The organism is Photorhabdus luminescens subsp. luminescens (assembly GCF_001083805.1).
Classification (GTDB): domain Bacteria; phylum Pseudomonadota; class Gammaproteobacteria; order Enterobacterales; family Enterobacteriaceae; genus Photorhabdus; species Photorhabdus luminescens.
This window is the reverse complement of the sequence record NZ_JXSK01000001.1, coordinates 827,122-841,810: the sequence shown is the minus strand read 5'-3', so window position 1 is coordinate 841,810 and position 14,689 is coordinate 827,122. Positions and strand designations below refer to the sequence as shown.

Here is a 14,689-nt window from a genome sequence, read left to right as displayed (position 1 = left end):
CATATCTTGACCAATGTAGATTATTTACTGGCACTCGATGATCTATAAACGATCGCTGACTACGCAATTGCTGCGAGTCAGCCTAACAACAAGAGGATGACTTTCAGGTTGAGGGAAAGTCAATTTTATCAAGGCGTGAATTCCGCAGCGCTTCTTTGACTCTTTTCAAGTTATCTCTGAATTTTGAACCACGGCGCAGGGTAAAACCAGTAGCTAAAACGTCAATAACGGTTAATTGAGCGATTCTTGAGACCATTGGCATGTAAATGTCTGTATCTTCCGGGACGTCCAAAAGAATGGCGAGCGTTGCTTCGTGAGCGAGGGGAGAATCTTGGGAGGTAATTGCGATAACTGTTGCATCATTTTCTCGCGCGAGTTGTGCTGCTTCAACCAGGCTTTTAGTCCTACCGGTATGGGAGATCAGTACGACGACATCACCTTCGGCACTGTTAATACAGCTCATCCGTTGCATCACAATGTCATCAAAATAGATAACGGGAATATTGAACCGGAAAAATTTGTTCATTGCGTCATGGGCGACGGCAGCAGAAGCCCCTAAACCAAAAAATGAGATTTTCCGGGCTTGTGTTAGTAAGTCAACAGCTCGGTTAATAGACGTAATATCCAAATTGTTTTTCACGGTATCCAGAGTTGCCATTACCGATTCAAATATTTTATTGGTGTAGGCACTAACTGTATCGCTCTCTTCAACATTGCGATTTACATAAGGCGTGCCGTTGGCAAGACTTTGGGCTAGATGAAGTTTGAAATCGGGAAAACCTTTAGTATCCAGACGGCGACAAAAACGATTAACCGTGGGCTCGCTGACTTCCGCCATTTTCGCCAGCGTTGCGATACTGGCATGGATCGCAGTTTGCGGTGAAGCCAGGATGATCTGCGCCACTTTTTTTTCTGATTTACTCAAGAATTCGATACTGTTTTGGACTCGTTCCAGTGTATTCATAAAACGCAGTTACCTGTGGTTTTTGACGATTTCATTCAGAGGAGAAATCTATAATAAATTTTATGAAAATATACTATTAGCAAATTGAAGCTGGCAGTAGGAAGTCACAATAATTTAATGTTTTTCATAAAAGTATGACTAGTGTCTAACTTTCATATTGGTAATTATCTTTCATAAGCGTTGTAAAATTACATAAAGTTATCACATTTTTATCAGTGGTGAAACATATTGTTAACGCGAAGTGATGGTTATTCGTTATCGCTGTTTACGCGCTATGGTCAAAAGAGTACATTATTGGTTAATGCTGTAACAAAATTACAATATCCCGCAACGAGGAGAGACATATGGCGGTTACTTCTACAGCTCAGGCTTGTGATTTAGTCATTTTTGGCGCTAAAGGGGATTTGGCGCGCCGGAAATTATTGCCTTCCCTTTATCAGCTTGAGAAAGCGGGTTATATCCACCCAGAAACCCGGATTATCGGTGTTGGCCGGGCTGATTGGGATAAAAAGGCGTATACCAAGGTTGTTGAAGAAGCTTTAAATACGTTCTTGCCGGAAAAATTAGATCCAGAGTTATGGAAGACATTGAGTGAACGTTTGGCATTCTGCAATCTGGATGTTAATCAAAAGGAAGACTTTGCCAAATTGAAGGCAATTCTTAAACAGGGACACCAGCCTGCAATCCATTATTTTGCAATGCCACCGAGCACTTTTGGTTCGGTTTGTCACGGGTTGGGCCTTGCAGGGCTGAATAAAGAGCCAAACCGGGTTGTGATGGAAAAACCTTTAGGCACCGATCTTGAATCATCCAAAGCTATTAATGATGAAGTGGCAAAATATTTCAATGAGCGTCAGGTTTATCGTATCGATCATTATCTGGGTAAAGAAACTGTATTGAATCTATTAGCGCTACGGTTTGCCAATTCTCTGTTTGTGAATAATTGGGATCACCGGACAATTGATCATGTGCAAATTACGGTAGCTGAAGAAGTCGGTATTGAAGGCCGTTGGGGTTATTTTGATCAAGCCGGGCAAATGCGCGATATGATTCAGAATCATCTGTTGCAAATATTGACCATGATTGCGATGTCTCCTCCGGCAGATCTGACAACAGACCGTATCCGAGATGAAAAAGTAAAAGTATTGCGTTCTTTGCGCCGTATTGATCACACGAATGTGCGGGAGAAAACAGTACGCGGTCAGTACACCGCCGGTTTTGTTCAGGGGCATAAGGTACCGGGGTATCTGGAAGAAGAGGGGGCTAACCAGTCCAGCCGGACGGAAACTTTTGTCTCTATCCGCGTCGATATTGATGACTGGCGTTGGGCCGGGGTTCCTTTCTATCTGAGAACGGGTAAACGTCTGCCAACGAAATGTTCCGAGGTGGTAGTTTATTTTAAAAAGCCGGCGCTGAATTTGTTCTCTGAATCTTATCAACAACTGCCGCAGAACAAGTTGACGATTCGTCTGCAACCGGATGAAGGTATTGATATCGAAGTGCTGAACAAAGCCCCGGGGCTGGAACACAAGCATCGTTTGCAAACGACTAAGTTGGATCTCAGTTTCTCTGAAACGTTTAACCATATTTCATTGGCCGATGCTTATGAGAGGTTGTTGCTGGAAGCTATGCGAGGTATTCAGGCGCTATTCGTTCGTCGTGATGAGGTGGAAGAAGCTTGGAAGTGGGTTGATTCTATTATGAATGCATGGGCGGCGGATAATGATGCGCCTAAGCCTTATCAGGCGGGGACGTGGGGGCCGGTTGCTTCTGTTGCTATGATCACTCGCGATGGTCGTTCGTGGAATGAGTTTGAGTAATTGGCAAACCTTATCCGTTGAAGCTCAAGCCGCGTTGTAAGCGGCTTGGGTTGTTATAAACAAGGTATCTGCCTGTGTTGATATCAATGCTGTTTTTTGATTCAACTCTATTTATCAGATAAAAAAATAAGCAAAATTGAGTGGTTGCTTTCTATTATTTCGTATGGTAGAAGTAATAGGAACATTAACATTATTTATGAGGATTCTTAGTATATCGCGCAGAATATCGGTGCGATGAAAGAATAAAATATTTATGAACAGCGCCAAAAGCGTCAAGTTTCAAAGTTCCACCCACATGCTTTTCCTTTCTGCCATTTTATCCAGTGAGCATTATTGGTGCGGCGCATTATAGCGTCTGACTCCTGTTGACCGGTTTTCAACCGGTATTTCTGTTTCGTCAAAACGTCAGGTTATTATTTCTCATCTTATGCATAGGTGGGTTAGATCATTTATTAACTTGCGTCTTGATGTGCGTATTTGCGTAGTCAGGAGAAAGAAAATGATTTATTGGTTATTCCTTGCAATGGCAATTGTTACCGAAGTTATCGGTACCTTATCGATGAAACATGCCAGCGTTTCTGGTGGTGTAGTTGGCATGGCTGTTATGTACATTATGATCGCCGCATCCTATATTTTGCTGGCAATGGCGGTGAAAAAAGTTGCACTGGGCGTTGCGTATGCGTTGTGGGAAGGGGTTGGCATTCTATTTATTACTGTTTTTAGCGTCATGTGGTTTGATGAGTCACTGTCATTGATGAAAGTAGGTGGTTTGGCTCTGCTGATAACCGGAATTATGTTGATTAAATCCGGCACTAGAAAATCGGCAGTAAAAAAATCGGCAGAGGTAGTGAAACAGATGGCAAATAAGGCTGCCAGTGTCGCAACAACCAAAAACAGTAAAATAAAGGAGGCATAACATGTTGCAACAATTTGAATGGTGGCATGCGGCGTTCTTATTCCTTGCTGTCGCTTTGGATATTTTAGCGAATATTTTACTGAAACTTTCTAATGGTTTTAGACGTCCTTGGATGGGTATTCTCTCGCTTATTACCGTCCTTGGGGCTTTCAGTGCGCTTGCTCAGGCAGTGAAGGGAATTGAGCTTTCCGTTGCTTATGCCTTATGGGGCGCTTTCGGTATTATCGCGACGGTTGCGGCTGGTTGGATTATGTTTAATCAGCGTTTGAATTGTAAAGGTTGGGGTGGAATTGCCTTGTTGCTATTGGGCATGGTGATAATCAAGATGGCTTAAGCTGTGGCGTAACCTAATCTGGGGGAGAGTGATTCACAGAGATTATTTTAAGTATTATTAATTGTTTATTTCTTATAGTATCTGCTGGCATGCAACTATTTTGCATAGTCACCAGCAGATATGAGTAAAACAACTTTCTAGCAGGTAAAACATATGTCTGGTTTATTACCATCTTTCAAACGACAACCAGGACACCAAGAATGAACAATATAGCGGCCATCACCCATATCCCTCATACCAAAGTCTTCATAGCGATAAAAAACGTGTTGACCCATTGAGGCGGAACAACATGGGCAACTTTTATAGATCTTGCCTTCTGCTTCCGCAACAACGGAATCATGAAGGGAATCATGACAACCTGAACAAACATCCATAGAATGCTCCATATCAAGTGACAAAAGTTATTGAAGATTAGGCCATGTTTATATTCATTAAACTGTGGCTAAGCATTAATGTGCTTATTAGAAAGTATGGACGACGCATAAGTATAATTCAACATTGAAAAGGTAAATAATAGCAAATCCATTTGGTGAGTTAATTCTGTTAGATGAAATTAATGCTATTTGTGATAAGTAATATTGGAAACTATTTTATTTACATTTATCACCAGAATATTATCAGCGGTTCAAACATAACATATATTTCTAAAATGAATCATTAAGGGCCACTGCTAAAATAAAGTAGGCATTTTGGCCCGTAAGATGGGGTTATAATAAATTTTTGATAAATGATAGGCGCTTATTGAATTTTTTTATATCTCGATGACTATTTAAAAGTTTTGAAAAGCTATAGAAAACGGATTTAAAAACTGTCTATGCCAGAGCAATTTTTTATCTACTTCACTTAATTCAGATTCTTCACAAATACTATTCCAATTATCTCGGATTATTGATATTTGTCTATTAAAGATCTCTTTTGCTTTTTTTTCTGAGATATTAAAGTTATGTGCAGCTTCCAAACAAGTTTGTAATTGACTTAGATTTTTATTTCCTACTATTAACATTGCCTGAGATGCCTCATTGCCCGATCTACCTTGAGGGCATATATCGTACCGAACAGTATATTAAAAACTGTTAAAAATCATCGTATACCTCTCTCTTTTTTTCCTGAATACGCTGTGGTAACAAAGCTAGCTTATCTCTTGTTTGTTCCATACGAGTTGAGATAGGAAATTTATCACTGCCGAACAAGCTAATACCTACAAGGTTGGCTAACTCAAATGCTAATCCTATAGAACAGCCCATATCCCCGCTTTCAATTTTTTGTAGTGTGGTTCTGGATATCCCCGCACGTTCTGCCAAATTTTTTTCTGACCAATGGTGCTGTTTTCTACCTAATTTGATTTGTTCTCCGAGTAACATGACTGCCTCTTGGGAGAATTTTGAATAGGCTCTATGTTTTGACATACTCCCTCCTACTGACTGTTATAATGGTCATTAATAGCATTAATGACCATTATAATGTTCATAAAGGTGTTTTGTCAAAATGAGAATATCAATATTAGATGATCATTATATATGGTCATCTATAGTTCAAGGCATAGGAAGAAGGTTAGAATTATTGAGTTTATAATATTCCACTTGGATCAACAGATAATGTAGTTTAATTAATATCTTATTTTAAAGTGTTATTGTAGCTAAACCAGAGTTATTTACATTAACACCTATTGGGATATTCTGAATAACTTTCATATAATTAGAATGTATAATGTAGGCGATAGAGAATATCCCAAAGTTAATATTAAATACCGGCGATAACTTTTATCTCGACTTTGTATTTGGGGTTCATTAGTTTAGCTTCAACTGTACAGCGCACAGGCGCGTTTCCTGCAACAACCCATGCATCCCAGGCGGCATTCATGCCAGCAAACTCTTTTCCATCAGCCAGAAAAATAGTGGCGTCGATAATTTTGCTTTTATCAGAACCGAGACGCTGTAACATAATATCAATAGCGGCCAGTGTATTCGCTGTTTGCTCAGTAATATCACCATCCAGATTTTCCGGTACCGCGGTGTAGTAAATGGTTTTATTGTGAATTACCGCTTCGGACCAGCGATCCTGTGGATCAATACGTTCAATTGTCATGGATACTCCTTTCTGTGAATGACTATCTGCCTGATTTTGGGTGGTGATCAGAACATACTATTGGCATAATCTCCATCCATTCTATTGAAAGAGATGATTTGTGTCAGACGATTTGCGAAAAATGGCGCCCTTGCTAGAGCAATAACAGGTTTTAAACCCCGTGATGCTCAAAGAGAAATGGCGGTGGCTATTGAGTGTGCGATTAAAAACCATCAACAATTGGTCGTAGAAGCAGGTACGGGAACAGGTAAGACATTTGCCTATTTAGCACCCGCGCTGCGTTCAGGGCAGAAAGTTATCATTTCTACAGGTTCTAAAGCATTACAGGATCAACTCTATAATCGTGATTTACCGACAGTCGCTGAAGCAATTAATTTCACCGGTAAATTGGCGTTGTTGAAAGGCCGTGCAAATTATCTGTGCCTGGAACGGTTGGAACAGCACTCTTTTGGGGGCGGACAATTGGAAGCAGAAATTTTGTCAGATATTGTTCGGCTAAGAGGCTGGTCTTCACAAACTGAAGAGGGTGATATCAGTACTTGTCACCAAGTGGCGGAAGATAGCCAGGTTTGGCCGTTGGTCACCAGCACTAACGATAACTGCCTTGGCAGTGATTGTCCGCGTTATCAGGAATGTTTTGTTCTCAAAGCTCGCCGCCGGGCAATGGAGGCGGATGTTATTGTTGTTAACCATCATCTGTTTATGGCGGATATGGTGGTGAAAGAAACGGGATTTGGTGAGTTGATCCCGCAAGCAGCAGTCAAAATATTTGATGAGGCACATCAAATCCCTGATATCGCTAGTCAATATTTTGGGCAGCAATTAAGTAGCCGCCAACTGATGGATCTCTCCAGAGACATCATTATGGCGTATCGCACGGAAGTCCGGGATCAAGTCCAACTACAAAAGAGCGCGGATCGTCTGAGTCAGAGTGCACAAGATTTCCGGTTAGCGTTGGGAGAGAACGGCTATCGGGGTAATTTGCGGGAGTTATTGCAAAATCCGCAAGTGCAGAGAGCATTAGTATTGCTTGATGATGCCCTTGAGCTTTGTTATGACGTGATGAAATTGTCTTTAGGGCGTTCAGTTATGTTGGATGCCGCATTTGAAAGGGCAACAATTTATCGTAATCGTCTTAAGCGTTTGAAAGAGGTGACTATCCCCGGTTATAGCTATTGGTTTGAAAGTTATGGGCGCCATTTTCTTTTAGCACTTACGCCGCTGTCTGTTGCCGACAAATTTAGCGAGATAATTAATGAGCAATCAGGTTGTTGGGTTTTTACCTCAGCTACACTCTCTGTTAACGAGCAACTTTCTCATTTCACTGAACGGCTTGGGTTAAAAGAGGCGAAGGCGTTATTACTGCCAAGTCCATTTGATTATCAAAGTCAGACACTACTTTGCGTTCCCCGTTATTTGCCATCACCAAATCAGCCAGGTAGTGCAAAATGGTTAGCGAGGATGCTCAAACCGCTTATTGAAACCAATAAAGGCCGATGTTTCTTTTTATGTACGTCACACCAGATGATGCGCAGTCTGGCGGAAGAGTTCCGGGCTAGCATGACGTTACCGGTTTTGGTTCAGGGTGAAACCAGTAAAAGTCAGCTACTTTCGCAGTTTATTGCTGCTGGCAACGCTTTATTGGTGGCAACCAGCAGTTTTTGGGAAGGTGTTGATGTGCGGGGCGAGGCGCTTTCCTGTGTCATTATCGATAAATTGCCTTTTACGGCACCGGATGATCCGCTGTTAAAAGCTCGAATCGAAGATTGTCAGCTTAAAGGCGGTGATGCATTTAGTGAAGTTCAGTTGCCAGACGCGGTTATTAGCTTGAAACAGGGTGTCGGACGGCTTATTCGTGATATTGATGATTATGGCGTTGTTGTCATTTGTGATAATCGTTTAGTGATGCGTCCATATGGTGAAGTGTTTTTGAATAGTTTGCCACCTTCGCCACGAACCCGAGATTTAACGAAAGCAATCGCTTTCCTGCAAGCTCGGCAATCTGAGTAAAATCGACTAGGCTATGATAAAATAGCGCCTTATTTTGGATTATATTTCTTGCCGAGGTGCTTAAGGCATGCCTGTACGAATTCTGGCTATTGATACTGCAACGGAAGCTTGTTCTGTTGCTCTTTGGAATGATGGCGCCGTTTTGGCGCAGTTTGAAATCTCTCCCCGTGAACACACGCAACGTATTTTACCTATGGTTCAATCTGTTCTGGCAGAAGCGGGGATTAGTTTACAGCAGCTTGACGCTTTAGCTTTTGGCCGAGGACCGGGTAGTTTTACCGGGGTACGTATTGGTGTTGGTATTGCTCAGGGCTTGGCTCTGGGGGCTGAACTGCCGGTGATTGGCGTTTCAACGCTTAATGCAATGGCTCAAGGTGTTTTTCGTCTGTTAGGCGCAACTCAGGTATTAACCGCCATTGATGCCCGAATGGGAGAGGTTTACTGGGGGCAATATATCCGTAATCAGCAAGGTGAATGGCAAGGCAGTGAAACAGAAGCTGTGCTGAAACCGGAACAGGTACAGGCATTCATGGCTTCATTGAGTGGCGATTGGGTAGTTGCGGGTACGGGCTGGCAGGCTTATCCTCAGTTGGTGACAAGTCATTTAACGCTAACTGATAGTAGTATCACATTACCTCATGCTGAAGATATGTTACCTCTGGCGATACAGATGTGGCGAAACGGTGAGGTGACGGCCGTAGAACATGCTGAACCGGTATACTTGCGTAATGAAGTTACTTGGAAAAAATTACCAGGCCGTTAAGTATCGATTGATGAAACTTGTAGTAAAAGAAAGTATCAAATAGACAGAGTTATTTTAAACATCATGATTGGGACAATTTTCAGGAGAAGGTGGTTATGTTAAGAGTAATAAACTACCGGACGAGTATTAAAGCGCTAATCTTGTTAGGTGCTGTAATGCTTACAGGCTGTATCACCGTTCCTGATTCAGTAAAAGGAACGTCACCAACACCTGTTCAAGATCTGCTCTCTGTTAAGAGTATGCCTGAGTTGTTTATCGGTCAGGAAGGGCGATTCGGCGGCAAGGTACTTGGTGTAGTGAATGAAAATCACCGTACTCGTCTAGAAATATCGTCATTGCCATTAGCATCGGATGCCAGTCCAGAACTACATGAGCCTTCCCTTGGTCGTATTTATGCTTATGTTAATAATTTCCTTGAACCTGACGATTTTAAAGGAAATTACGTTACTGTTGTTGGTCCGATAATGGGGTTAAAAAAGGGTAAAATTGGTCGCGCGGATTACAATTATGTTGTGATTGATGTAATAGGCTATCAACGTTGGAAAGCTGTTCAGCGGGTATTGATGCCTTATGGCCCGGGGTCTTGGAATTATTATGGCTATCCATATTATTCAGGTTGGGGATGGAATGGGTACTATCCCGACCCCGCACCTGTTGAGACTATTTTGACCAAGTAGAGTTATTTCAATCGGGGTTGTTGGTGTATACCTTGTGACATTGTAACTTTATTCCCAGTTTGAGCCGCCGCAATAATAGATGTGGCGGTAATCTATTTGTTATTTCCTATCTATCTTTGGATTGATCGCTAATTTCATTGCAATTCTCGCCCCTAAACCGGCAGTCATCTCTTCTGCCAGAATTTTTCGTAGTTCATCAGGAATATCATCCGATTGCAGTATGACAAAACCGAATTTGTCATATAATTTACGGCTTGGCATAAAATCACGAAAAGTTGTGAGGTAAAGTGCGGTTTCTTTGCTCTGCTCTAATTGCTCAATGATTAAGCTAAGCAGGGTGCTTGCAATACCTTGGCCATGATATTTTGGCAACACATCAATCTCAGCTAGCAGCATCAATTGATTTAAACGGCGGATTAGCGCAAATCCAACCAGCTTTTGATCACTTTCAGCGACCCAAAGTTGCTGTTTCTGGATACCTGATTCAATTTCATACATGGGTAGAGTTTGGTCACCGAGTGCTTTTGGTAAGAGTTTTTCTGGAAAAAGAGAAGCTGCTCGGCGTTCTATATCGCTGATGGTTGCCCTATCTTCATAGGTTGCCCTTCTGACTGTTATGTCATTTATAATCATTTTTTATTACCGTTGTATTTCTAATAGCGTATTGGAATAGAGGAAAGCAATAAATGCTATTTCAAAAATGCTATCTTAGGCAAAAAATAAGTAGGTCAATGTATAACCAATAGCTACTAAGTTAAATATTAACTATAGCAATAATATACTGATAATTAAAAATAATTCACAGACGACACCATTCTCTTTGTTTTTATGTATAAGGATTAACATGAAATTAGTGATGTGTATCTCAACCTGAACAATGTTTCTTTTTTAAACTGGTACGCTGAGTTAATAATTTGTTAAATCAAGGCGTGCGTTATTTATTAGGCGAGTGATAACATAGCAATTAAAATTTCAGGAGTACTACCTTGGAGAAAGTCTGGCTAAAACACTATCCGGCGGATGTTCCTGCGGAAATTGACCCGGATCGTTATGCATCATTGGTTGAGATGTTTGAAAATGCCGTAGCGCACTATGCAGATCAACCTGCATTTATCAATATGGGTGAGATTATGACCTTCCGTAAATTGGAAGAGCGTAGTCGGGCATTTGCAGCATATTTGCAAAATGGTTTGGGATTAAGTAAAGGAGATCGCGTTGCGCTGATGATGCCAAATCTGCTGCAATATCCCGTTGCACTGTTTGGCGTGCTGCGTGCAGGTATGATTGTCGTAAATGTAAACCCGCTGTATACGCCACGTGAGCTTGAACATCAGCTTAATGATAGCGGTACTTCCGCTATTGTGATCGTCTCCAATTTTGCCCATACATTGGAAAAGATCGTTTTTAATACTAAAGTTAAGCATGTTATTTTGACGCGCATGGGTGATCAACTATCTCGTCCTAAAGGTACGTTAGTTGATTTTGCGGTGAAATATATTAAACGGTTGGTACCGAAGTATAATTTGCCTGATGCTATTTCATTCCGTTGTGCGATACAGAAGGGCTATCGCATGCAATATGTAAAACCAGAGATTAACGGCAATGATTTGGCTTTTCTGCAATATACCGGCGGCACTACCGGCGTAGCTAAGGGTGCTATGCTGACTCACCGTAATATATTGGCAAATCTTGAACAAGCAAAAGCGGTTTATTCTCCATTATTACGTGCAGGCCAAGAGCTGATTGTTACGGCGTTGCCTCTCTATCACATATTTGCGTTAATGGTGAATTGCTTGTTACTTATTTACCTGGGTGGGTGCAATCTTCTGATCACTAACCCGCGTGATATTACGGGTACAGCTAAAGAATTAGGTCGTTATCCATTCACTTCGGTCACCGGGGTAAATACGTTGTTTAATGCCTGGTTGAATAATGAAGAATTTAAGAAGCTTGATTTTTCTACCCTGCGTCTGGTTGTTGGTGGTGGTATGCCGGTACAGAAAGCGGTGGCTGAGAAATGGGCAAAAGTGACAGGTACTAATCTGCTTGAAGGTTATGGTCTGACGGAATGTTCACCTTTAGTTTCCTGTAATCCTTATAACTCGAAACATTATACTGGCAGTATTGGTTTCCCGGTCTCTTCAACAGAAATCAAACTTGTGGATGATGATGGTAATGAGGTAGAGATGGGCCAGCAGGGGGAATTGTGGATACGTGGCCCACAGGTGATGGTTGGTTATTGGAATCGCCCTGATGCAACAGAAGAAGTGTTGAAAGATGGTTGGGTAGCAACGGGTGATATTGCGAATGTTAATGAACAGGGTTCCATTCATATCGTAGATCGTAAAAAAGATATGATTTTGGTTTCTGGTTTCAATGTGTATCCTAATGAAGTTGAAGATGTTGTATCAGCTCACCCTAAAGTGCTAGAGTCAGCAGCAATAGGGGTATCAAGCGAAAGTTCCGGTGAAACTGTCAAAGTGTTTGTGGTTCGGATAGATCCTAGTTTGACCGAGGATGAGCTTAGAACCCATTGCCGTCGTTATCTAACAGGGTATAAAGTACCGAAGATCATTGAGTTCCGGGATGAATTGCCTAAATCTAATGTAGGTAAAATTCTTCGCAGGGAACTGCGTGATGAAGAGGAAAAGGTCAGGAATGTAGCTGTAGCCTGAGATCCTCTTCATAATATTGATAAGCACGACAACGCCGGTATCAGCCGGCGTTGTCGTGCTTATTCCATGAATGGCTAAGAGAACTATGTTTTGAATTATCAGTTGATCACCACAGATGCTCAGTTGCAACAAGTTTGCGAAATGGCAAAAAAATACTCAAAAGTAGCATTGGATACTGAATTTGTACGCACACGGACGTATTACCCGCAATTAGGTTTGATACAACTGTATGATGGCGAACAACTTTCTTTGATTGATCCACTTAATATCACCAACTGGCAACCTTTTCGTGAGTTAATTACTCATCCTCAAATATTGAAGCTGTTACATGCTGGCAGTGAAGATTTGGAAGTTTTTTTGAATGCTTTTCAATGCTTGCCGGAACCGATGATTGATACTCAGGTTCTGGCGGCTTTTATTGGGCACCCGCTTTCATGTGGCTTTGCCGCGCTGGTGGCTGAATATATTCATGTCGAGCTGGATAAAAGTGAATCCCGAACTGATTGGCTTGCCCGCCCGTTAAGTGAAAAACAGTGCGAATATGCGGCAGCGGATGTTTATTATCTGTTGCCTTTGGCGGATATCCTGATGACTGCAACAGCAAAAGCCGGATATATGGAGGCTGCGACGGGTGAGTGTCAGCTTATTAGTCGACGTCGTAAAGAGATATTAGAACCGGAATCTGCTTATAAACAGATAGGCAATATCTGTCAGTTACGTCCTCAACAGCTTGCGTGTTTGAAAAAACTGGCTGCATGGCGTTTGAATCAGGCCAGAGAACGTGATTTAGCCGTGAATTTCGTCATTCGTGAAGAAAACCTATGGCAGGTAGCGCGTTATATGCCAACTTCTTTGGCAGAGTTGGATGCGTTAGGGTTAAGTGGGCAGGAGATTCGTTGTCATGGCCGTCGTCTGTTGTCAATGGTCGCTGAAAGTGGAAATATTCCAGAAAGCGAATGCCCGCCGCCAGTGACGAATTTGATTGATCAGCCTGGTTACCGTAAAGCGTTTAAGGATATTAAGGCGCTGATCCATCAGGTAAGTGAGCAGCATAGATTTAATTCTGAATTATTGGCATCTCGTCGTCAGATTAATCAATTACTCAGTGTTCATTGGAAATTGAAACAATTAAATGGCAAACCTGAACTGCTTAGTGGATGGCGGGGAGAGTTGCTGGCTGAACCCGTTGCAGAGATTCTGGTGAACTATCCTGATTAATCCATATCAGATATTTATCCTAATGTTAGGCTAAAGCACGAGAAAGGGGGTCCCGTTGGGGTTACCCCATCTCAGACTGCTACATAATTGGTTTAATTACTTTGATGGCAGTAATGGTGATGATACTGTTTATCTGCGTTATTTTTGCGCTTCTTCCGTCTCAGGTAACGTTATATTAAGCTCCAATACGGAAATATCATCACCTTTCTGCTCAAATTGTACTGAGAGCATATCGGGATCTACCTGTATATATTTACAGATCACCGCCAAGATGTCCCGTTTCATATCAGGCAGATAAGCAGGTTCAGAATCACCACGGCGACGCTCTGCCACGATGATTTGCAACCGTTCTTTCGCGATATTTGCTGTCGTTTTTTTTCTCGACAGAAAGAAATCTAACAAGGCCATGATTTACCCCCCAAATAGGCGTTTTAAGAAGCCCTTTTTCTCTTCTTCAATAAAACGGAAAGGACGCTCTTCCCCTAATAAACGTTCAACAGTGTCTGCATATGCTTTTCCTGCATCGGATTCTGTATCCAGAATGACCGGTTCTCCCTGGTTAGATGAACGCAGTACAGATTGATCTTCAGGAATAACACCGATTAAAGGAATGCATAAAATTTCCAGAACGTCTTCCATACTCAGCATATCACCACGATTTACACGGCCTGGGTTATAGCGAGTTAATAGCAGATGTTCTTTGATGGGATCTTCGCCCCGTTCAGCTCGTCGAGATTTAGAAGCCAGAATGCCCAGAATACGGTCTGAATCACGAACGGAAGAGACCTCAGGATTGGTTGTGATGATCGCTTCGTCAGCAAAATAGAGTGCTATTAACGCGCCGCTTTCAATTCCTGCCGGGGAGTCGCAGATAATAAACTCGAAACCTTGTTTATCCAGATCGACTAAAACCTTCTCAACGCCTTCAGGGGTGAGAGCGTCTTTATCGCGGGTTTGCGATGCGGGCAAGATATAAAGATTCTCGGTACGTTTGTCTTTAATTAATGCCTGATTAAGCGAGACGTCACCTTGGATAACGTTCACGAAGTCATAAACTACGCGGCGTTCACATCCCATAATCAGATCGAGGTTACGTAAGCCGATATCAAAATCGATAACGACGGTCTTTTTACCTCTTTGAGCAAGGCCGGTAGCAATGGCCGCGCTTGAAGTGGTTTTGCCAACGCCACCTTTACCTGATGTAACAACAATAATGCGTGCCATGAA

15 protein-coding genes are annotated in these 14,689 nt (G+C 42.0%); 8 read left to right on the top strand and 7 right to left on the bottom strand.

All coding sequences use genetic code 11. The features are described from left to right. Nucleotides 1–103: 103 nt before the first annotated feature. The gene (locus TI10_RS03285; RefSeq protein WP_049581749.1) at nt 104–964 is read right to left on the bottom strand and encodes a MurR/RpiR family transcriptional regulator; all 861 of its coding nucleotides are present in this window, start codon (nt 962–964) and stop codon (nt 104–106) included. A gap of 344 nt (nt 965–1,308) precedes the next feature. On the opposite strand from TI10_RS03285, the gene zwf reads away from it, so the two are divergent. The 3 genes from zwf to mdtI all read left to right on the top strand — a co-directional run bounded on the left by zwf (nt 1,309) and on the right by mdtI (nt 4,034). Beyond that, nucleotides 1,309–2,784, top strand: a complete 1,476-nt coding sequence (gene zwf, locus TI10_RS03280) for a glucose-6-phosphate dehydrogenase (protein ID WP_049581748.1) — start codon at nt 1,309–1,311, stop codon at nt 2,782–2,784. Nucleotides 2,785–3,283: 499 nt separating this feature from the next. Continuing rightward, on the top strand, nt 3,284–3,700 hold the full coding sequence (gene mdtJ / locus TI10_RS03275) for a multidrug/spermidine efflux SMR transporter subunit MdtJ (RefSeq protein ID WP_049581747.1): 417 nt from the start codon (nt 3,284–3,286) through the stop codon (nt 3,698–3,700). A 1-nt stretch (nt 3,701) separates the two neighbouring features. Then, a complete protein-coding gene (gene mdtI / locus TI10_RS03270) occupies nt 3,702–4,034 on the top strand; it encodes a multidrug/spermidine efflux SMR transporter subunit MdtI (protein WP_049581746.1) in 333 nt (110 codons plus the stop codon). Nucleotides 4,035–4,803: 769 nt separating this feature from the next. Here the strand turns inward: mdtI and TI10_RS03260 are convergent. From TI10_RS03260 to TI10_RS03250, 3 genes are all read right to left on the bottom strand, one after another. Beyond that, a complete protein-coding gene (locus TI10_RS03260) occupies nt 4,804–5,037 on the bottom strand; it encodes a hypothetical protein (protein ID WP_175445315.1) in 234 nt (77 codons plus the stop codon). 70 nt (nt 5,038–5,107) lie between these two features. Continuing rightward, on the bottom strand, nt 5,108–5,440 hold the full coding sequence (locus TI10_RS03255; protein WP_049581744.1) for a helix-turn-helix transcriptional regulator: 333 nt from the start codon (nt 5,438–5,440) through the stop codon (nt 5,108–5,110). Nucleotides 5,441–5,774: 334 nt separating this feature from the next. Next, nucleotides 5,775–6,119, bottom strand: coding sequence for a RidA family protein (locus tag TI10_RS03250; RefSeq protein WP_049581743.1), 345 nt, complete (start codon nt 6,117–6,119; stop codon nt 5,775–5,777). A gap of 93 nt (nt 6,120–6,212) precedes the next feature. Here TI10_RS03250 and TI10_RS03245 point away from each other — a divergent pair, with 93 nt between their 5' ends. The 3 genes from TI10_RS03245 (at nt 6,213) to TI10_RS03235 (ending at nt 9,569) form a co-directional block, all read left to right on the top strand. Next, complete coding sequence (locus TI10_RS03245; RefSeq protein WP_049581742.1) at nt 6,213–8,129, top strand: ATP-dependent DNA helicase; 1,917 nt, start codon at nt 6,213–6,215, stop codon at nt 8,127–8,129. A gap of 67 nt (nt 8,130–8,196) precedes the next feature. Continuing rightward, entirely contained in the window at nt 8,197–8,892 is a 696-nt protein-coding gene (tsaB, locus tag TI10_RS03240) for a tRNA (adenosine(37)-N6)-threonylcarbamoyltransferase complex dimerization subunit type 1 TsaB (RefSeq protein WP_049581741.1), read from the top strand. Nucleotides 8,893–8,987: 95 nt separating this feature from the next. Next, on the top strand, nt 8,988–9,569 hold the full coding sequence (locus TI10_RS03235; protein WP_049581740.1) for a Slp family lipoprotein: 582 nt from the start codon (nt 8,988–8,990) through the stop codon (nt 9,567–9,569). A gap of 99 nt (nt 9,570–9,668) precedes the next feature. Here TI10_RS03235 and TI10_RS03230 read toward each other — a convergent pair whose 3' ends face one another. Beyond that, nucleotides 9,669–10,202: a GNAT family N-acetyltransferase gene (locus TI10_RS03230; RefSeq protein ID WP_049581739.1), complete on the bottom strand. Its 534-nt coding sequence runs from the start codon at nt 10,200–10,202 to the stop codon at nt 9,669–9,671. 353 nt (nt 10,203–10,555) lie between these two features. Between TI10_RS03230 and fadD the strand changes: the two genes are divergently transcribed. Next, entirely contained in the window at nt 10,556–12,244 is a 1,689-nt protein-coding gene (gene fadD / locus TI10_RS03225; RefSeq protein WP_049581737.1) for a long-chain-fatty-acid--CoA ligase FadD, read from the top strand. Between the two features lie 90 nt (nt 12,245–12,334). Further along, nucleotides 12,335–13,462, top strand: coding sequence for a ribonuclease D (gene rnd / locus TI10_RS03220; RefSeq protein WP_049581736.1), 1,128 nt, complete (start codon nt 12,335–12,337; stop codon nt 13,460–13,462). A 138-nt stretch (nt 13,463–13,600) separates the two neighbouring features. Here the strand turns inward: rnd and minE are convergent, their stop codons facing one another. Beyond that, nucleotides 13,601–13,870 carry a cell division topological specificity factor MinE gene (gene minE / locus TI10_RS03215; protein ID WP_036775580.1) on the bottom strand — a complete coding sequence of 90 codons (270 nt, stop codon included), beginning with the start codon at nt 13,868–13,870 and terminating at the stop codon, nt 13,601–13,603. A gap of 3 nt (nt 13,871–13,873) precedes the next feature. After that, the gene (gene minD, locus TI10_RS03210; protein ID WP_049581735.1) at nt 13,874–14,686 is read right to left on the bottom strand and encodes a septum site-determining protein MinD; all 813 of its coding nucleotides are present in this window, start codon (nt 14,684–14,686) and stop codon (nt 13,874–13,876) included. Between the last annotated feature and the right edge of the window lie 3 nt (nt 14,687–14,689).